Genomic DNA, 17,264 nt, shown 5'->3' with positions numbered 1-17,264 from the left:
CGCCTGCCGGTCGTGCCACCGATGTGGCACGGGAGTGCAACCGGGGCTTCGTAACGTCGTTCGTGAAGCCGCGGCGGGACCCTCACGGCCCCTCACCAGGCGAACGCACACGAGAAACCCCGGGGGAGGCGGCATGCGGATCAGGCGACTCGCGCGTCCCCTCCTGTCCGGGGCCCCGGAGGCGTACCAGCTCGGCGCGCACCTCTTCGCCGCGGCGGTGGCCCATCGCGGTGAAGAGGCCGAGGGCCCGCTCCAGGTAGGGCACCCCTTCGGCCGGGCCGGAGAGGTGGACCAGGGCGAGGCCGATGCCGTCCAGGCACTCCGCCTGCATGTAGGAGGCGCCGGTGCGCTCGCTGACGGCGAGCCCCTCCCGGTAGCTGGCCAGCGAGTCGGCGTACCGGCCGCCGCGCCGCTGGGCCCGGCCGAGGATGCCGAGGGCGGAGGCCCGCGGTACGCCCTCGGGGAGCGTCCGGTGGATCCGCAGCGCCTCCGCGGCATGCCCGATCGCCTCGTCGTGACGGCCGAGGTCGGAGAGGGAGAACGCGATGTTGGCGAGCCCCATGGCCTCCATCTCGTGGATGCCGTGGGTACGGGCCAGCTCGACGGCCTGGGAGAGGTACTCGATCTCCCGGTCCCGTTCGCCCATCTGGGAGTGGAGGACGCCGAGGTTGTTGAGCACCTGGGTCTCGGTGCGCGGGTCGCCGGCGGCGCGGGCGAGGGCCAGCGCCTCGTCGTTGTACGCGGCGGCCTCCGCGAACCGCCGCGTCTCGGCGCAGGCGGCGGCCAGCCGGCGCAGCATGCGCTGGGTGGCGACGCCGTCGTCGAGCGCGCGGGCGGCGGCGAGGCCGAGGCGGTGGAGTTCGAGCCAGTCCTCGTACTGCCGGCGGCGCTGCTGGAGGAACCACAGGGCGTCCGCGAGCTGCCAGGTGCGCTCGTGGTCGCCGAGGCGGGCGGCCAGGGAGGCGGCGTCGCGGAGGGCGGGGTACTCGGCCGCGAGCCAGGCCAGGCCCTCGGCGTCGGTGGCGAACGGGAGCGGGTCGGCCGGGGGTGCTCGATCCGGCGCTCGGGCGGGGGGTAGTGCGCCTGGTGGGGGCGGCCGGCGGCGTCGGCGGCGGCGAGGTAGAAGTCCAGCAGCCGGGCGGTGGCGGCGGCGCGTTCCGCGTCGGGCTCGTCGGCGTGGGCGCGCTGCCGGGCGTAGAGGTGCACCAGGTCGTGCAGGGTGTAGCGGACGGCCAGGACGGCGGTGGGTTCGGGGGACTCCCGGGCTTCCTGGGACACGGGGGTGTCCAGGAGCACGGGGGTCTCCTGGAGGAGGTGGGCGGCGAGCAGCGAGTCCAGCGCCGGCTGCACGGCGGCCACCGTACCCCCCGCCAGGGCGGCCACCGCCGCGGCGGTCGGCTGGGGGCCCGGGTGCAGTCCGAGCAGCCGGAAGACCCGGGCGGCGGCCGGGTCGAGTGCGTCGTACGCGGAGCTGAACGCGGCCGGGACGGCGGCGGCTTCGTCGTCGGCGAGGGACAGGCTGGCCAGCCGCCGCTGCTCGCCGGACAGCTCCGCGACCAGCCAGTCGACGGGGCGCCTGAGATGGGCGAGGAGCCGCGCGGCGGCGATCCGCAGCGCGAGGGGCAGCCGGTCGCAGAGCCGGGCCAGGACGCGGACGGCCTCGTCCTGGCCGCGGGCGCGGTCGGCGCCGACGGTACGGCGCAGCAGGTCCGCGGCGTCGTCCTCGCTGAGCACGTCGAGCGAGAGCTGCCGGGCGTGGTCGATGGCGGCGAGCCCGTCCAGCCGGCGGCGGCTGGTGACCAGGGCTAGCGACCCGGCGGAGCCGGGCAGCAGCGGGCGGACCTGGTGGGCGGAGGCGGCGTTGTCCAGGACGAGCAGCATGCGGCGGTCGGCGAGGAGTGAACGGTAGCGGGCGGCACGCTCGTCCGGGTCGGCCGGCAGGCTCTCGTCGGCCTCGCCGAGGGCCCGCAGGAAGCGGCGCAGCGCCTCGCCCGGGGGTACGGGCTGCGCCTCGTGGCCGCGGAGGTCGATGAAGAGCTGGCCGTCCGGATAGGCGTGGCGCGACCGGTGGGCGGCGTGCACGGCCAGCGCCGTCTTGCCGACTCCCGCGGATCCCGCGAGCACGACCGTACGCGCCTCGGTCTGCGCGGCGCGCAGCCAGTCGAGTTCGGTGCGGCGGCCGGTGAACGCGGGGGCGTCGGCGGGCAGTTCCGCGGGGACCGGGGCGGGTGCCTGCGTGAGGGCGGTGGCCCGTACGGGGGTGGGGAGTTCGTCGCGGAGGACCGCCAGGTGGGTCTGCTCCAGCTCGGGGCCCGGGCCGACGCCGAGTTCCTCGTCGAGCAGCGCGCGGGCGCGGTGGTACCGCTCCAGCGCCTCGGCCTGCCGGCCCGCGCCGTGCAGGGCCCGCATGAGCTGGGCGGTGAACCGCTCGCGCATCGGGTGCCGCGGGACGTGGACGGCCAGTTCGCCGATGGCGTCCTGGTACCGCCCCAGCGCGAGCTGGGCCTCGGCCCACTCCTCGACGGCGACCAGCCGCTCCTCCACGAGCGCGGGCACGACGTCGCGTTGCAGCACCTCGGACCGGATGTCGGCGAGCGGCGCCCCGCGCCACAGCGCGAGCGCCTGGCCCAGCAGCTCCGCGCGCGGGGCCGGCTCGTCGGCGGGCACGCGGCGGGCCCGTTCGGCGAGGGCGCGAAAGCGCAGCAGATCCACGTCGTCCGCCGCGGCGGCCAGCAGATAACCGGGCGGCCGGTGCCGAATGAGCCCCTCGTCCCCCAGGGACCGGCGCAGCCGCCTTACGTACGACCGGACCGTGACGGCCGATCCCGCGCCTTCGCCCCACAGATACCGCCCCAGGGTGTCGACGGACACCGCGCGCCCGGCGTCCAGGAGCAGCCCCGTCAGCAGCACGCGCTGCTGCCCCGCGGGCACCCGTACCTCCCCGGAGCCGTCCGCCCACACCTCGACCGGCCCGAGCACCCGAAACTCCACGGCCGCCATCCCCCGGCCCTCCTGATCACGTCCCGTACGCACCGCGACCGAGCCTAACGCCGTAACAGCGGGCCCCCACGGGGTTCGCCTGCCGTGACGGAGGTCAACGAGGGCGCGGCCGGAGGGTGCTGCGCGAGCCGGGAGGCACGCCGTCAGGCCAGGTCGGACGGCAGGACCGGCTCGCGGAGGAGCTGCCGTACGCGGAGTCGCCGGTCGGGGTGGTCGAGCCACGATTGCAGCAGCCGCCAGCCGTGGAAGTAGCCGAGCACGTACGTGCCCATGGCGGGTGCGCGCAGCGAGCCGAGCGCCCAGGCGGTCTCGGCTTCGGTGAGCAGGGCCCAGCGGGTCAGGTAGGCCGCCAGCTCGGCGTCGGGCCGTCCGCGGGCGGCGAGGTGGGCGGCGTTGCCCCAGGCTCCCCACAGGACGTTGCGGGCGTCGTGGATCGCGGCGAAGTCGCTGCCGTCCGACGGGATCCCCAGCGGGGCGAACACCTGGTCCGTCAGCCATCGCTGTGCTTCGTCGCCGGGGAAGGCGAGCTGCTGGGCATGGAGCCCGAGGCCCTCGCTGACCACGAACGGCGGCGAGATCATGAAGCGGATCGCGTGCTCCGGCCGGTCGGCGAGGTGGGTGGCTTTCAGCAGCGATTCGGCGATGTGCCCGGGGAACCCCTCGTGTGCCACGACGTAGAGCAGGTCGGCTCCGTTGAAGGGCAGGCTGTCGTTGACGTATATCGTGCCGCGGTTGCCGCCCGCGTAGTGCCCTCGGTGCGGGCCGGGGTCCAGCCGGACGTCGACGTCGATCCCGTCGGGCAGGTCCACGAGCGTGCGGGTACGGGCCACGGTCTCGGCGATCGCGCACCGGGCCAGCTCCGGGAGCCGGTCCGCGGGGACGGTGTGGGCCCGCTGCCAGGCGTACAGCCGCTCGGCCAGGGGCCCAGGCCCCGCGGGCAGCGCCGCGGCGAGCCGTGCGTGGGCGGCCTCGAACCGGTCCTCGGGCTGCCAGTCGACCGCCACCCCCAGACACTCGCGTGCGTGCTCGGGAAAGGGGACCTCGGCGCCGTCGAGCTGCCGGGCCGTCGCGCGCATGGCGGTGAGCTGCGCGGCCAGGCAGGCGGCTCGGTGGCCGTCGACCGGGATGTCGCGCAGGAGGATGTCGCACTCCTCGGCCAGCCGGGCCGGCGGAACGGGCTCTTCTGCCGCCACCGCGGCCTGCCAGGCGTCCGGACCGCCGTAGATGAGGGCGCTGCCCCCGCCCGACGCGGCCAACTGCCGGTCGATGCGCAGGGCGAGTTCGGCGTAGGAGCGCAGCCAGTCATCCCCGACTTGAGTCGTCACGACTCAACTATGGCACCCGCCGCGGAAGGCGTGGGTCAGGGGGCTTCGCCGACCAGGGCCGTCTCGGCGCGGAGCGCCCGCAGGGTGTCGAGTTCGCGGTCGATGTCCCGTCGCTTGGCCTCAAGACGCTCGACTTCCTGGGCGAGCAACTGCTCCATCACGCCCGTACGCTCCTCGGGCGGGGCCTCCAGGCACGGCAGCACTTCGTGGATCGTGGCGCTGGACAGGCCGGCGGCGAACAGGTGCTGGATCATGACCACCCGCTCGACCATGGAGCCGTCGAAGTCCCGCCACCCGCCGGGGGTACGCCGGGAACGGATGAGGCCCTGCTCCTCGTAATACCGCAGGGAACGGGTGCTGACGCCGCTCGCGGCGCCCAGCTCGCCGATGCGCATGAGTCCTCCCGTGGCCGTCCGCCGGGGCTCCATTCTTGCACTTGACACCGGTGTGAAGTCCGACGATCGGATGCCGGACTCGGTCACTCATCGCCACGAAGGACAACCGCCATGCACTGGCTCCATCTCGGCCTCGCCGTCGTCTTCGAAATCGCCGTCGCCCTGTCCGCGGGCAAGGCGCAGGGCTTCACCCGGCCCGCCTGGACCGCCGCCACGCTGATCAGCGGCGGCGTCGCCACCTACCTCCTCAGCCGGGCGCTGCTGACCTTCGACGTCGGCGCCGGCTACGCGATCTGGACCTCCGTCGCCGGCGTCGGGATCGTCGTCCTCGGCGTCCTCCTCTTCGGCCAGCGCCTCGGCTGGCGCAAGCTCCTCGGCATCGCCGCCGTCATCGCCGGGGTCGTCGGCCTCCAGCTCAGCGGTGCGGCATGAGCGCCCGCGCGCGGGCGTGGCTCGTACTCCTGCTCGCCGGCGTCTTCGAGGTCGGCTACGCCCTGTCCGTGGGCGGCAGCGAAGGCTTCACGGTGCTCTCGTGGTCGCTCGTCGCCGTCGTCTTCTTCCTGCTGACGCTCTACGCCCTGAGCGTCGCCCTGCGCACCGTCGACGTCGGCATCGGCTACGCGGTGTGGGCGGGGATCGGCGCCGTCGGGGCCGCCCTGCTCAGCCCGGTCTTCTTCGACGAGCCCCTCACCCCCGCCAAGGCCCTCTGGCTCACGGTGATCATCGCGGGGGTCGTCTGGCTCAAGCTCGCCGACGGCCCGGGGAAGACCGAGCGATCCGAGGGGGCCCGGCAACCCGCGACGACTCAGCGAACCGAGCAGACCGAGCAGCCGGGGAAGACCGGGCCGCCCGAGCGGCCCGCCGCCGTGTGACGGCCGCGGTGCGGCCGGCGGCCGGCCTCACTCCGGCCGGCCGCCGAAGTGCCAGTCGTGCACCTCGACCGCGGCGTACGCGTCCGCCGTGAGGACCGCCCGCGCCGCGCCCGCGTCCGGGGCCCGCAGCAGCGCGGCGGTGCCCAGCCACCCGTCCCCGTCGTCCGACAGCAGCGGCCCGTACGCGATCAACTCGTCCCGCTCCCGCGGCAGAGCCAGGTCGGCCGCCTCACCGGCGCCGAGGCCCAGGACGAGGTAGCGGTTGCCGCCCGTGCGCCCGCCGGGGAAGTCCCACATCGTGCGGCCCAGGGCGTTGCGCCAGCGGCGCAGCATCACGTCGCGGTACGCGCCCGCCTGCCAGCCGGGCTCGCCGAAGGCGAACGCGCGGGCGGCGGGCGCGTCCGGCAGGTCCAGGATGTGCACGCTGCCGGTCGGCACCTCGCCGTCGTCGGCCATGGTCGGACCGCGCGCGATCATCTCCGCCGCGTACCCGTCCATGTAGGACCAGTGCTCTTCGAGCAGTTCATAACGCAGCTCCAGCGAGCCGGGCCGGTCCCGGTGGTAGCAGAAGAACTCCATCCCCCCAGTCTGACCACCGGCGACGGCCGTCAGGGCGGCGGGCCCGTGGTCCCGACCGGGCCGGGGCCCCAGGCCGGAGGCTCAGGCGAGGACCGGGAGCACCTCCGTGAGGTCCGCCCGCTCGCCGCTCGCCGCGACCGTCCCCTCCACCAGCGCCGTCCCCCACTCCGTGCGCCCCGTCGCCAGCCGGATCCACGTCAGCGGGTCCGTTTCCACCACGTTCGGCGGCGTGCCCCGGGTGTGGCGGGGGCCCTCGATGCACTGGATCGCCGCGTACGGCGGGATGCGCACCTCCACCGCCGCGCCCGGGGACTTCGCCGCCAGGGCGTCCGCCAGGACGCGGACCGCGGCGGCGACCGCGCCCCGGTCCAGCGGGACGTCGGCGCCGGTGGCGCGGGACAGGTCGTCGCTGTGCACGACGAGTTCGACGAGGCGGGTCACGGTCACGTCGAGCGCGGTCATCGGGCCGAAGCGGTGCGGCAGCAGCCTGTCGGTCCGTACGGCCTCCGGCGCGGCCGCCGCCAGCATCTCCGCCGCCGCGTCCAGCGCGGAGGCGAGCGCCGCCGGCCCCTCCCCGTACGTGGCCGAGACGCGCTCCGCGTCCCGTACGACGCCCGCCGCCAGGTCGTCCGCGGCGCCCGCCGTCGACACCGCCCACCGCGGCAGGTCGACCGCCGCCCGCACCGCCGCCGGCGGCGGCTCGGCGAGCAGCCGCGGCACCGTCTCGATCTCGCCGACGAGATGCGCCAGCAGCAGCCGTACGTCCCAGCCAGGCAGGCCCGACGGCAGCGCGAGCCGGCGCTCGTCCAGCGCGTGCGCCGCGGCGCTCAGCGCGCGCACCTGCGCCGTGAGCGCCGCCCACGTCTTGTCCGGGTCGTACGTACGCGCCCTGCGGGCGCCGCTGCGCTTGGCGGTCGGCATGACAGGAGCGTACGACCGATGTCTGACAACCCGGTCGTGTGCCACCATGCGCGCATGCCTATCGCCGACCGCTACCTCGCAGAAGACGAGTCGCTGGTGTACGTGACCCGCCAGCACTGGACCACGCTGGTCAACGAGTTCCTCGCGCTCTGCGTCATCGCGGTGGCCGCCGGGGCGCTCGTCTGGTGGCTGCCGACGGACGAGGACTGGGGGAAGTACACGAGCTTCGGGGTGCTGGCGGTGGCGGCGATCTTCGCCTGCTACTTCTGGCTCGTCCCGCTGCTGCAGTGGCGCAGCACGATGTACATCCTCACCACCAAGCGCCTGCACAAGCGCAGCGGCTTCCTGTCCAAGTCCGGCCGCAGCATCCCCCTGTCGCGCGTGAACGACGTGTCGTTCCGGGCCAACCTGTGGGAGCGGATCATGCGCTACGGGACCCTCAACGTGCAGTCCGCGTCCGAGCAGGGCGTGATGACGCTCCGGCACGTACCGGACCCGGAGGGGCTGAAGGCCGAGATCTACCGCGCCGTGGACGCCCTCGGGGGCGGGTCGGAGCCTGCGCGCTGACCCCGCCCCCGTAGCGGACGGCCCCTGACTCAGGCGAACAGCTCCGGGATCGTCCGCTCGTACGTCTCCCGCAGCTCCGCCAGCGGCAGCGTGAACTGCCCCTGCAGCTCCACCGCGTCCCCGTCGACCACGCCGATCCGGGTCGCCGGCAGCCCGCGCGCGCCGCACATGTCCGTGAACCGCATCTCCTCGCTCCGCGGCACCGCCACCACCGCGCGGCCCTGCGACTCCGAGAACAGGAAGACCGCGGGATCCGTCCCCTCCGGCACCACCAGGCGCGCGCCGTGGCCGCCCTTCAGGCAGGACTCGGCCACCGCCTGCACCAGCCCGCCGTCCGACAGGTCGTGCGCCGCGTCGATCATGCCGTCGCGCGACGCGGAGATCAGGATCTCGGCGAGCAGCCGCTCCCGCTCCAGGTCGACCGCCGGCGGCAGCCCGCCGAGGTGGTCGTGGACCACCTGCGACCAGGCCGAGCCGCCCAGCTCCTCCTTCGTCTCGCCGAGGAGGTACAGCAGTTGGCCCTCCTGGGCGAACGCCATCGGGGTGCGCCGCGCCACGTCGTCGATCACGCCGAGCACACCGACGACCGGCGTCGGGTGGATCGGCTGGTCGCCGGTCTGGTTGTAGAGGGAGACGTTGCCGCCGGTGACCGGGGTGCCCAGGGTGCGGCAGGCGTCGGCCAGGCCGCGGCACGCCTCGGCGAACTGCCACATGCCCGCCGGGTCCTCGGGCGAGGGGAAGTTGAGGCAGTCGGTGACGGCGAGCGGGCGGGCACCGGTGGCGGCGACGTTGCGGTACGACTCCGCCAGCGCCAGTTGCGCGCCCGCGTACGGGTCGAGCTTGGCGTACCGGCCGTTGCCGTCGGTGGCCAGCGCGACGCCGAGGCCGGTCTCCTCGTCGATCCGGATCATGCCGGAGTCCTCGGGCTGCGCCAGGACGGTGTTGCCGAGGACGAAGCGGTCGTACTGCGAGGTGATCCACGACTTGTCCGCCTGGTTCGGCGAGCCGACGAGCCGCAGCACCTGCGCGCGCAGCTCCGCCCCGTCCGCCGGGCGCGGCAGCTTCGCCGCGTCATCGGCCTGGAGGGCGTCGAGCCAGCCGGGGCGGGCCATCGGCCGCTCGTAGACCGGGCCGTCGTGGGCGACGGTGCGCGGGGGTACGTCGACGATCTGCTCGCCGTGCCAGTAGATCTCCAGCCGGTCGCCGTCGGTGACCTCGCCGATGACGGTGGCGGTGACGTCCCACTTCTCGCAGATGGCGAGGAAGCGGTCGACCTTCGCGGGCTCGACCACCGCGCACATCCGCTCCTGCGACTCGCTCATGAGGATCTCCTCGGGCGAGAGCGTCGCGTCGCGCAGCGGTACGACGTCGAGTTCGACGCGCATGCCGCCGGTGCCGTTGGAGGCCAGCTCGGACGTGGCGCAGGAGAGCCCGGCCGCGCCGAGGTCCTGGATGCCGACGACGAGGTCCTCGTGGAACGCCTCCAGGGTGCACTCGATGAGCAGCTTCTCCTGGAACGGGTCGCCGACCTGCACGCTGGGGCGCTTGCTGGGCTTGGCGTCGTCGAAGGTCTCGGAGGCCAGGATGGAGGCGCCGCCGATGCCGTCGCCGCCGGTGCGGGCGCCGTAGAGGATCACCTTGTTGCCGACGCCCGCGGCCTTGGCGAGGTGGATGTCCTCGTGCCGCATGACGCCGACGCAGAGGGCGTTGACCAGCGGGTTGCCCTGGTAGCAGGGGTCGAAGACGACCTCGCCGCCGATGTTGGGCAGGCCGAGGCAGTTGCCGTAGCCGCCGATGCCGGCGACGACGCCGGGCAGCACGCGCTTGGTGTCGGGGTGGTCGGCGGCGCCGAAGCGCAGCGGGTCCATCACGGCGACGGGGCGGGCGCCCATGGCGATGATGTCGCGGACGATGCCGCCGATGCCGGTGGCGGCGCCCTGGTAAGGCTCCACGTACGAGGGGTGGTTGTGCGACTCGACCTTGAACGTGACGGCGTAGCCCTGGCCGACGTCGACGACGCCGGCCTGCTCGCCGATGCCGACGAGAAGGGCGTCGGAGGGCGGGGCCTTGTCGCCGAACTGCTTGAGGTGCACCTTGCTCGATTTGTACGAGCAGTGTTCCGACCACATGACGGAGTACATGGCCAGCTCCGCACCGGTCGGGCGGCGGCCGAGGATCTCGCGGATCTGCTCGTACTCGTTCCGCTTCAGGCCGAGTTCGGCCCAGGGCTGCTCGGTGCGGGGGCTGCCGGAGGCGTGCTTGACGGTATCGAGGGTCACGCTCGCTCGCTCCTTCGCGCGCGGGGGTCCAGTCGGTCGTGGCTCCGGGCGCGAACTCGCTTTCTCGCCGTTCCGGTGTCGAGCGGGGTGCGCGTCATGCGTGGACCAGCCTCTTGAGGATCGAGGTGAAGAAGCCGAGGCCGTCGGTGCGGCCGGTGCCGACGAGGGGTTCGACGGCGTGCTCGGGGTGGGGCATGAGGCCGACGACGTTGCCCGCCTCGTTGGCGATGCCGGCGATGTCGCGCAGCGAGCCGTTGGGGTTGCCGTCGAGGTAGCGGAAGACGACGCGGCCGGTGGCCTCCAGCTCGTCGAGCGTACGGTCGTCCGCGGTGTAACGGCCGTCGATGTTCTTCAACGGAATGTGGATGTCCTGGCCCGCGGCGTACTCGGCGGTCCAGGCGGTGCCGGCGTTCTCCACCCGCAGCTTCTGGTCCCTGCAGATGAAGTGCAGGTGGTTGTTGCGCAACATCGCCCCGGGCAGAAGATGAGTTTCCGTCAGCACCTGGAAGCCGTTGCAGATGCCGAGGACCGGCATACCGGACCTGGCCTGCTCGACCACCGTATCCATCACAGGCGCAAAGCGCGAAATGGCCCCCGCCCGCAGATAGTCGCCGTAACTGAAACCGCCGGGGAGCACGACCGCGTCGACCTGCCGCAGATCCTTGTCCCGGTGCCAGAGCGAGACCGGCTCGGCGCCCGCCAGCCGAACCGCCCGCAGCGCGTCGCGGTCGTCGAGAGATCCCGGAAAGGTGACGACGCCGATACGAGCGGTCACTTCGCCTCTCCCCCGTGCGCGACTTCCTCGACACGTACGGTGAAGTCCTCGATCACGGTGTTCGCAAGGAACGTCTCGGCCATCGTGTTGATCTGCGCGAGGGCGGCGTCGTCGACCGGTCCCTCCACTTCGAGCTCGAAGCGCTTGCCCTGACGGACATCGGCGATCCCGGCGAAGCCGAGGCGCGGCAGCGCGCGCTGCACCGCCTGCCCCTGCGGGTCGAGGATCTCCGGCTTGAGCATGACGTCGACTACGACGCGGGCCACTGGCTACTCCCGGTAAGGGTTGTGAAGAAGCGGTGACGACAGCGTACCTTGCGGACAAATCTACCCGGGTAGATATGGGTCGGGCCGGTTACGGTTCCGCATCGCCCGTGATATCCACTTGGGTAAAGGGCCCAATAAAAGTAGGGTCCGCATTGCGACGTGACACGCGGACCCAATTGCTCGACTTCCGCAACAGAATCCGTCGCGATACAAAGGGAAAGCACTGATCAAATGAGCCGGCGCTCCCGCAGCCCCGGTCTTCCGCGCAGGTCGCGGCGGGCGAGGAAAGCGGCAGGCGCGACCGACGGAAGGACCGGTTTCGTGGCGCAGCGCGTAGTGGTCAGCCTCTTCGACGACATCGACGGCGGAGAAGCGACCGAGACGGTCAACTTCGGACTCGACGGGAAGTCGTACGAGATCGATCTCAATGCCTCGAACGCCAAGAAACTGCGCAGCACGCTGGCGCCCTTCCTGCGGGCCGGGCGGAAGCAGGCCGCGTCAGGGCGGGCGTTCACCCGCACCGACATCGCGCCCAACCCCGCCACCGTGCGCGCCTGGGCCGGGTCGCAGGGCATGGAGGTGCCGGCCAGAGGCCGTATCCCGAAGAAGGTCTACGAGGCGTTCGAAGCCGCCCACTGACGGCGTCCACCGACACCGCGGCCCTCTTCCGGCACTCCCTTCCGGCTCTTCCGACCGGCCTGGCGGCCCCCGCCTCCGCCGTCCGGCGGATCCTCATCCGGCCGTCCGCCGGGCGGTCTTGGCGCCCGTTCACCGGCCCGGCTTGCCATCTGCCCCCCGGGATCGGATAGAGTCTGGACACGCGCTGAGGGGAGACCCCCCGAGGCCACGCGGGTGTAGCTCAGTAGTAGAGCGCCCTCTTTCCAAGAGGGAGGCGCAGTGTGCGATTCCTGTCACCCGCTCCGCCACAGAAGCCCTGTGAGTTCGTGGGGTAGAGTGGAGCACGCGCCGGACGGTGAGAGCTGTTCGGATGCACGCGGACGTGGCTCAGTTGGTAGAGCATCACCTTGCCAAGGTGAGGGTCGCGAGTTCGAATCTCGTCGTCCGCTCAGTTGAGGGCCCCGGCTTCGGCCGGGGCTCTTTTCGTGTTCCCGGAAGTCCTCCGGGAAGCCGGCCGCCATGACATCTGTCATCGCGTCCGATGACAGCGTGCACTGCACCGGCGCCCGCGGCGGCGGAAGTCTGAAGGCATGGTCAGTGCAGAGGAAAACGTGATCAGCGCCACGGGGCTGCGGCGCACGTACGGAGACTTCGAGGCGGTGCGCGGCGTCGACTTCGCCGTCCGCCGGGGCGAGTTGTTCGCCCTGCTGGGTACCAACGGTGCCGGCAAGACCTCCACCGTGGAGTTGCTGGAGGGGCTGGCGGAGCCCAGCGGGGGCAAGGTGCGGGTGCTGGGGCGTGACCCGTACCGCGAGCGCGGGCGGGTGCGCCCGTACACCGGCGTGATGCTCCAGGAGGGTGGGATGCCCTCGCAGCTTACGGTCGCCGAGACGGTACGGATGTGGGCCGGCTGCACGGCGCGGCCGCGGCCCACCGCGGAGGCGCTGGAGCTGGTCGGGCTCGCCGGCCGCCGGGACGTCCGGGTGGCGCACCTCTCCGGCGGCGAGAAGCGCCGGCTCGACCTGGCGCTCGCGCTCCTCGGCCGGCCCGAGGTGCTGTTCCTCGACGAACCGACCACCGGGCTCGACGCCGAGGGGCGGCACGCGACGTGGGACCTGGTGCGCGAACTGCGCGCCGACGGGACGACGGTGCTGCTCACCACGCACTACCTGGAGGAGGCCGAGGAGCTGGCGGACCGGCTGGCGATCATGGCGGGCGGGCAGATCGCCGCGGCCGGCACCGTCGAGGAGATCGTCGGCGCGCACCCGGCGACCGTCTCGTTCCGGCTGCCCACCGGATGGCTGCCGGGCGACCTGCCGCCGCTGCCGCCGCTGGGCGTGACGGGGCACGAGCTGGCGGGGACGAGCGTACGGCTGCGTACGGGCGCGCTGCAGCGGACGCTGACAGGGCTGCTGCTGTGGGCCCAGGACAACGGCGTGGAGCTGGCCGGTCTTGACGCCAGGTCGGCGTCGCTGGAGGAGGCGTTCCTGAAGATCGCGGGCGCCGCGGTGGACGACCGGCGGCGCGGCAAGAGCGCCCCGTCCGCGAAGCGCACCGCCGACGTGGTCCGTGCCGACGAGAGGAACGCCCGATGACCGCCACCACCGCCGCCACCCCGGCGGCGCACCTCGACGACCGTGCCGCCGACGTCCCAGGACCGCTCGCCCGGCTGGCCTCGATCGGCCGCGCCGAGCTGACCCTGATGTGGCGCAGCAAGCTCGTCCTCTTCGGCGCCCTGGTCACCCCGGCGGGCTTCGCGTTCGCCACCCGGTCCGCCGTCGAGGAGATGGACCTGTCCGACACCGGCCTCACCGCGGCCACCGTCGTGCTGCCGAGCGCCGTCGTCTTCGCGCTGATCTTCGTCGTGTACGCGAACCTCGTCATCGTCTACGTCGCCCGCCGCGAGGAACTGGTGCTCAAGCGGCTGCGCACCGGCCTGCTCACCGACCGCGAGCTGCTCGCCGGCGCCGCGCTGCCCGCCCTGTGCGTCGCGCTGGCGCAGTGCCTGGTGCTGGCCGTCGCCGTGAGCCTGGCGATGGACTCGCCGGCGCCCGAGGCGCCGCATCTGGCGGCGCTGGGGGTGCTCCTGGGGATGGCGATGCTGACGGTGCTGGCCGCGGCGACCGCGGCGGTGACGAAGTCGGCGGAGAGCGCGCAGTTGACGAGCATGCCGCTGCTGCTGGTGTCGATGTTCGGGTCGGGGCTGTTCGTGCCGTTCGAGGTGCTGCCGGACTCGGTCGCGGAGGTGGCACAGCGGCTGCCGCTGTCGCCGGTGGTGGAGCTGGTGCGCGGCGGCTGGACCGGGGAGCTGGGCGGCGGCGCGGTCGTCGAGGCGCTCGTGGTGGCGGCGGCGTGGATCGCGGCGGGAGCGTGGGCGGTGCGGCGGTGGTTCCGGTGGGAGCCGCGCGGGTGAGGGGGGTGCGGGCGGCCGTGCGGCCGCCGGGGGCGGTGGGCGTACGGTACGGCCGTACGCGGCGATCACACCGAGCGGGGCAGCCGGAGCATGCGGAGCGGAGGGGGCGTACGAGATGACCGAGCCGGACGCGGGCACGGGTCCCGGCACGTATCCGGTCCCGGGCGCGGCCCCGCGACCGGGAGCGGGAGGCGGCGTGCTCCGCTGGCTGCACCGCGCCCGGCGCATGAGCGGGCGCGAGCGCTGGCGCCGCTACACCGTCTCCACCATGTACTTCCTCGCGCTCTTCGAGGCCGTGCTGATCGGTGTCTGGCTCGACAACACCCGCGACGACATGGGCCCGGCGCCGTTCGCCATCGTTTTCGTGCTGCTCCTCGGGCACCTCACGATGCAGATCAAGCTCTCCCTGTCCGCCCCGTTCCTCGGCGCCGCGGGACCCACCGGGCGGCTGCTCGCCCTGCACCTCGCCGTCGTCTCGGCGCTGCTGGCCGCCGCCCTCGCGCTGCGCGCGGCGGACCGGCTGGACCCGACGGAGCTGGGGCCGTTCCTCGTATGGGTGCTGATGTTCGCCGCCGGGCCCCTGGTGCTGGCGCTGCCGCTGCGCCGCGGCGGGGTGGTCGTCGCGGGGCTGTGCGCCGCGACGCTGCTGGCCGCGCTGGTGATCGGGCCGCGCGAGAACTGGCTGCTGACCACCGCGATCACCACGGCGCTCGGCGCGCCGTTCATAGGGATCACGTACCGCGCCTCGGCGTGGGGCGTGAAGCTCGTCGACGAACTCGACGACGCCCGCGCCGTGCAGGCCCGGCTGGCCGTCGCCGAGGAGCGGCTGCGCTTCGGCCGCGACCTGCACGACGTCCTGGGGCGCAACCTCGCCGTCATGGCGCTCAAGAGCGAGCTGGCCGTCCAACTGGCGCAGCGCGGCAGGCCCGAGGCCGCGGACCAGATGGCGGAGGTGCAGCGCGTCGCGCAGGAGTCGCAGCGCGAGATCCGCGCGGTCGTACGGGGCTACCGCGCCGCCGACCTGCACGCCGAGCTGGCCGGCGCCCGCGCGGTGCTGCGCGCGGCCGGGGTCGACTGCGAGGTGGACGACACGGACCTGACGGCTCCGGGCCGCCGCGGAGAGGTGCCGGAGCGGGTGCAGTCGGCGCTGGCGTGGGTGGTCCGCGAGGGGACGACGAACGTGCTGCGGCACGCGGACGCCCGCATGTGCACGGTGTCGCTGCGGGTCGCGGACGGCGGCGCGCAACTCGTCATGGACAACGACGGCGCCCCCGACGCCGAACCCGGCACCCCCGCCGACGGCGCCGGGCTCACCGGGCTGCGCGAGCGGCTGGCGGCCGTCGGCGGCACGCTGAGCGCACAGCGCAGGACCGGCGGGCGGTTCCGGCTGGCCGCGCGTATCGACCTGGAGGCGTCGTGATCCGAGTCCTGCTCGCCGACGACGAGCACCTGATCCGCGGCGCGCTGGCCGCGCTGCTGGCGCTGGAGGACGACCTGACCGTCGTCGCCGAGGCGGCGGGCGGCGACGAAGCGCTGGCCATGGCCCGCGCCCACCAGCCGGACGTCGCCGTACTCGACCTGCAGATGCCGGGGCTCGACGGCGTCGCCGTGGCGGCCTCGCTGCGTACGGCTGCACCCGGCTGCGCGGCGATGATCGTCACCAGCCACGGCCGCCCGGGCGCGCTGAAGCAGGCGCTGTCCGCGGGGGTGCGGGGCTTCGTACCCAAGACGGTCTCGGCGCAGCGGCTGGCGGAGGTGATCCGCACGGTGCACGCGGGCGGCCGGTACGTCGACCCGGAGCTGGCGGCGGACGCCATCGCGGCGGGCGACTCCCCGCTGACGCCGCGGGAGGCGGAGGTCCTGGAGCTGGCGGCGGACGGCGCCCCGGTCTCGGACATCGCCCGCCGCGCGTCGCTGACACCGGGGACGGTACGGAACTACCTGTCGTCGGCGATGACGAAGCTCAACGCGGAGAACCGCCACGCGGCGGCGCGTATGGCGAGGGAGCGCGGCTGGCTGTGAGGGGGCGGACCGGCCGGATCAGGCCGGTCCGCGGCACGCGTGCGCGGGTATAGTGGGCTGCCGGCCCATGGGCGCGCGGACGTAGCTCAGTTGGTAGAGCACCACCTTGCCAAGGTGGGGGTCGCGAGTTCGAGTCTCGTCGTCCGCTCCACGCACCGCCGCACCGGCCGCTCCGCGCCTTCCGGCGGCACAACACGCAAGACCCCCGGCGCTGCCCGGGGCCCCGCCCCTTTCTGTGCCAGGATCAGGGGTGCCATGACTGCGACCACAGCAAGTACCGCATCCGCGCCCGCCTCGGCCGGCGCCGCACCCGCGTCTGCGCCCGAGCCCGCGGCGCTGCACGGGCCAGTCCTCCAGTGGTTCCACGAGCACGCCCGCGACCTGCCGTGGCGCCGGCCGGAAGCCGGCCCCTGGGGCGTCATGGTCAGCGAGTTCATGCTGCAGCAGACGCCGGTGAGCCGCGTGCTCCCCGTCTACACGCAGTGGCTGAAGCGCTGGCCCCGCCCCGCCGACCTGGCCGCCGAGGCGCCCGGTGAGGCCGTCCGCGCCTGGGGCCGGCTCGGCTACCCGCGCCGTGCGCTGCGGCTGCACGCCGCCGCCACCGCGATAAAGGAGCGGCACAACGGCGACGTGCCCAAGCGGCACGCGCAGCTCCTCGCGCTGCCCGGCATCGGCGAGTACACGGCCGCCGCCGTGGCCTCCTTCGCGTACGGGCAGCGGCACGCCGTGCTCGACACCAACGTCCGCCGGGTCTACGCCCGGCTGGTCGGCGGCACCGAGTTCCCGCCCGGCGCGACGACCGCCGTGGAGCGCCGCGTCGCGCGCGAGCTGCTGCCGGAGGAGGACGCCGAGGCGGCCCGCTGGGGCGCCGCGACGATGGAGCTGGGCGCGCTCGTCTGTACGGCCCGCAAGCCCGAGTGCGGCAACTGCCCGGTGGCGACGCTCTGCGCCTGGCGGCTCGCGGGTCACCCGGCGCACGCGGGCCCGCCGCGCCGTACGCAGACGTACGCCGGCACGGACCGGCAGGTGCGCGGCCGGCTGCTGGCCGTGCTGCGGGACGCGGACGGGCCGGTGCCGCAGCAGCGGCTGGACGCCGTGTGGCACGAGCCGGTGCAGCGGGCGCGGGCGCTGGACAGTCTGGTGTCGGACGGGCTGGTGGAGCCGCTGGCGGACGGGCTGTACCGGCTGCCGCAGGGCTGACGTCCGGGGTGCCAGGCGCCCGCCGCCCACTA

General features: G+C 73.9%; 18 protein-coding genes, 3 tRNA genes and 1 pseudogene. 13 read left to right on the top strand and 9 right to left on the bottom strand.

Going from position 1 to position 17,264, the window contains the following annotated elements:
- Positions 1 to 82: 82 nt before the first annotated feature.
- Positions 83 to 799, bottom strand: coding sequence for a tetratricopeptide repeat protein (locus OG946_RS20070; RefSeq protein WP_326797431.1), 717 nt, complete (start codon positions 797 to 799; stop codon positions 83 to 85).
- A 54-nt stretch (positions 800 to 853) separates the two neighbouring features.
- Here OG946_RS20070 and OG946_RS20065 point away from each other — a divergent pair, with 54 nt between their 5' ends.
- Positions 854 to 1,078, top strand: coding sequence for a hypothetical protein (locus OG946_RS20065; RefSeq protein WP_326797430.1), 225 nt, complete (start codon positions 854 to 856; stop codon positions 1,076 to 1,078).
- A gap of 542 nt (positions 1,079 to 1,620) precedes the next feature.
- On the opposite strand, the pseudogene OG946_RS36150 reads toward OG946_RS20065, so the two are convergent.
- From OG946_RS36150 to OG946_RS20045, 3 genes and pseudogenes are all read right to left on the bottom strand, one after another.
- Positions 1,621 to 3,000: pseudogene (locus OG946_RS36150) on the bottom strand (BTAD domain-containing putative transcriptional regulator); the annotation flags it as partial.
- 143 nt (positions 3,001 to 3,143) lie between these two features.
- Positions 3,144 to 4,325, bottom strand: coding sequence for a hypothetical protein (locus tag OG946_RS20050; RefSeq protein WP_326797427.1), 1,182 nt, complete (start codon positions 4,323 to 4,325; stop codon positions 3,144 to 3,146).
- Positions 4,326 to 4,360: 35 nt separating this feature from the next.
- Positions 4,361 to 4,720 carry a MerR family transcriptional regulator gene (locus tag OG946_RS20045; RefSeq protein ID WP_326797426.1) on the bottom strand — a complete coding sequence of 120 codons (360 nt, stop codon included), beginning with the start codon at positions 4,718 to 4,720 and terminating at the stop codon, positions 4,361 to 4,363.
- Between the two features lie 111 nt (positions 4,721 to 4,831).
- Between OG946_RS20045 and OG946_RS20040 the strand changes: the two genes are divergently transcribed.
- Positions 4,832 to 5,152 carry a DMT family transporter gene (locus OG946_RS20040; protein ID WP_101422900.1) on the top strand — a complete coding sequence of 107 codons (321 nt, stop codon included), beginning with the start codon at positions 4,832 to 4,834 and terminating at the stop codon, positions 5,150 to 5,152.
- On the top strand, positions 5,149 to 5,592 hold the full coding sequence (locus OG946_RS20035) for a DMT family transporter (RefSeq protein WP_326797425.1): 444 nt from the start codon (positions 5,149 to 5,151) through the stop codon (positions 5,590 to 5,592). Before OG946_RS20040 ends, OG946_RS20035 begins: the two co-directional genes overlap by 4 nt.
- 27 nt (positions 5,593 to 5,619) lie before the next feature.
- On the opposite strand, the gene OG946_RS20030 is transcribed toward OG946_RS20035, so the two are convergent.
- Positions 5,620 to 6,171, bottom strand: coding sequence for a YciI family protein (locus OG946_RS20030; RefSeq protein WP_326797424.1), 552 nt, complete (start codon positions 6,169 to 6,171; stop codon positions 5,620 to 5,622).
- Between the two features lie 81 nt (positions 6,172 to 6,252).
- Entirely contained in the window at positions 6,253 to 7,092 is an 840-nt protein-coding gene (locus OG946_RS20025; RefSeq protein ID WP_326797423.1) for a sterol carrier family protein, read from the bottom strand.
- A 54-nt stretch (positions 7,093 to 7,146) separates the two neighbouring features.
- On the opposite strand from OG946_RS20025, the gene OG946_RS20020 reads away from it, so the two are divergent.
- Positions 7,147 to 7,659 (top strand): PH domain-containing protein, encoded by a 513-nt coding sequence (locus OG946_RS20020; RefSeq protein WP_326797422.1) that lies wholly within the window; start codon positions 7,147 to 7,149, stop codon positions 7,657 to 7,659.
- Positions 7,660 to 7,688: 29 nt separating this feature from the next.
- On the opposite strand, the gene purL is transcribed toward OG946_RS20020, so the two are convergent.
- From purL to purS, 3 genes are all read right to left on the bottom strand, one after another.
- Entirely contained in the window at positions 7,689 to 9,938 is a 2,250-nt protein-coding gene (gene purL, locus OG946_RS20015) for a phosphoribosylformylglycinamidine synthase subunit PurL (protein WP_326797421.1), read from the bottom strand.
- A 94-nt stretch (positions 9,939 to 10,032) separates the two neighbouring features.
- Entirely contained in the window at positions 10,033 to 10,713 is a 681-nt protein-coding gene (purQ, locus tag OG946_RS20010) for a phosphoribosylformylglycinamidine synthase subunit PurQ (RefSeq protein ID WP_326797420.1), read from the bottom strand.
- Positions 10,710 to 10,979, bottom strand: coding sequence for a phosphoribosylformylglycinamidine synthase subunit PurS (purS, locus tag OG946_RS20005; RefSeq protein ID WP_047017143.1), 270 nt, complete (start codon positions 10,977 to 10,979; stop codon positions 10,710 to 10,712). Before purS ends, purQ begins: the two co-directional genes overlap by 4 nt.
- A 321-nt stretch (positions 10,980 to 11,300) precedes the next feature.
- On the opposite strand from purS, the gene OG946_RS20000 reads away from it, so the two are divergent.
- The 9 genes from OG946_RS20000 to OG946_RS19960 all read left to right on the top strand — a co-directional run bounded on the left by OG946_RS20000 (position 11,301) and on the right by OG946_RS19960 (position 17,232).
- Positions 11,301 to 11,618 carry a histone-like nucleoid-structuring protein Lsr2 gene (locus tag OG946_RS20000; protein ID WP_027745315.1) on the top strand — a complete coding sequence of 106 codons (318 nt, stop codon included), beginning with the start codon at positions 11,301 to 11,303 and terminating at the stop codon, positions 11,616 to 11,618.
- A gap of 209 nt (positions 11,619 to 11,827) precedes the next feature.
- Positions 11,828 to 11,899: transfer RNA gene (locus OG946_RS19995), tRNA-Gly, on the top strand.
- 74 nt (positions 11,900 to 11,973) lie between these two features.
- A tRNA-Gly gene (locus tag OG946_RS19990) sits at positions 11,974 to 12,046 on the top strand.
- A 141-nt stretch (positions 12,047 to 12,187) separates the two neighbouring features.
- Entirely contained in the window at positions 12,188 to 13,192 is a 1,005-nt protein-coding gene (locus tag OG946_RS19985) for an ABC transporter ATP-binding protein (protein WP_326797419.1), read from the top strand.
- A complete protein-coding gene (locus OG946_RS19980; RefSeq protein ID WP_326797418.1) occupies positions 13,189 to 14,010 on the top strand; it encodes an ABC transporter permease in 822 nt (273 codons plus the stop codon). The genes OG946_RS19985 and OG946_RS19980 overlap by 4 nt, the downstream gene beginning before the upstream one ends.
- A 115-nt stretch (positions 14,011 to 14,125) precedes the next feature.
- Positions 14,126 to 15,430 carry a sensor histidine kinase gene (locus OG946_RS19975; RefSeq protein WP_326797417.1) on the top strand — a complete coding sequence of 435 codons (1,305 nt, stop codon included), beginning with the start codon at positions 14,126 to 14,128 and terminating at the stop codon, positions 15,428 to 15,430.
- Complete coding sequence (locus tag OG946_RS19970; RefSeq protein ID WP_326797416.1) at positions 15,427 to 16,032, top strand: response regulator transcription factor; 606 nt, start codon at positions 15,427 to 15,429, stop codon at positions 16,030 to 16,032. Before OG946_RS19975 ends, OG946_RS19970 begins: the two co-directional genes overlap by 4 nt.
- A 75-nt stretch (positions 16,033 to 16,107) precedes the next feature.
- Positions 16,108 to 16,183: transfer RNA gene (locus OG946_RS19965), tRNA-Gly, on the top strand.
- 104 nt (positions 16,184 to 16,287) lie between these two features.
- On the top strand, positions 16,288 to 17,232 hold the full coding sequence (locus tag OG946_RS19960; protein ID WP_326797415.1) for an A/G-specific adenine glycosylase: 945 nt from the start codon (positions 16,288 to 16,290) through the stop codon (positions 17,230 to 17,232).
- Positions 17,233 to 17,264: the final 32 nt, after the last annotated feature.

Origin of the sequence: Streptomyces sp. NBC_01808 (assembly GCF_035917395.1) — a bacterium.
Lineage (GTDB): Bacteria > Actinomycetota > Actinomycetes > Streptomycetales > Streptomycetaceae > Streptomyces.
This window is presented reverse-complemented; position numbering and strand designations above follow the sequence as displayed.

Bases quoted from the DNA above. Each gene is read 5' to 3' on its own strand.
- OG946_RS20070 (WP_326797431.1), bottom strand. From the start codon at position 799: ATGCTGCGCCGGCTGGCCGCCGCCTGCGCCGAGACGCGGCGGTTCGCG.
- OG946_RS20045 (WP_326797426.1), bottom strand. From the start codon at position 4,720: ATGCGCATCGGCGAGCTGGGCGCCGCGAGCGGCGTCAGCACCCGTTCC.
- OG946_RS20040 (WP_101422900.1), top strand. From the start codon at position 4,832: ATGCACTGGCTCCATCTCGGCCTCGCCGTCGTCTTCGAAATCGCCGTC.
- OG946_RS20035 (WP_326797425.1), top strand. From the start codon at position 5,149: ATGAGCGCCCGCGCGCGGGCGTGGCTCGTACTCCTGCTCGCCGGCGTC.
- OG946_RS20030 (WP_326797424.1), bottom strand. From the start codon at position 6,171: ATGGAGTTCTTCTGCTACCACCGGGACCGGCCCGGCTCGCTGGAGCTG.
- OG946_RS20025 (WP_326797423.1), bottom strand. From the start codon at position 7,092: ATGCCGACCGCCAAGCGCAGCGGCGCCCGCAGGGCGCGTACGTACGAC.
- OG946_RS20020 (WP_326797422.1), top strand. From the start codon at position 7,147: ATGCCTATCGCCGACCGCTACCTCGCAGAAGACGAGTCGCTGGTGTAC.
- OG946_RS19985 (WP_326797419.1), top strand. From the start codon at position 12,188: ATGGTCAGTGCAGAGGAAAACGTGATCAGCGCCACGGGGCTGCGGCGC.
- OG946_RS19980 (WP_326797418.1), top strand. From the start codon at position 13,189: ATGACCGCCACCACCGCCGCCACCCCGGCGGCGCACCTCGACGACCGT.
- OG946_RS19975 (WP_326797417.1), top strand. From the start codon at position 14,126: ATGACCGAGCCGGACGCGGGCACGGGTCCCGGCACGTATCCGGTCCCG.
- OG946_RS19960 (WP_326797415.1), top strand. From the start codon at position 16,288: ATGACTGCGACCACAGCAAGTACCGCATCCGCGCCCGCCTCGGCCGGC.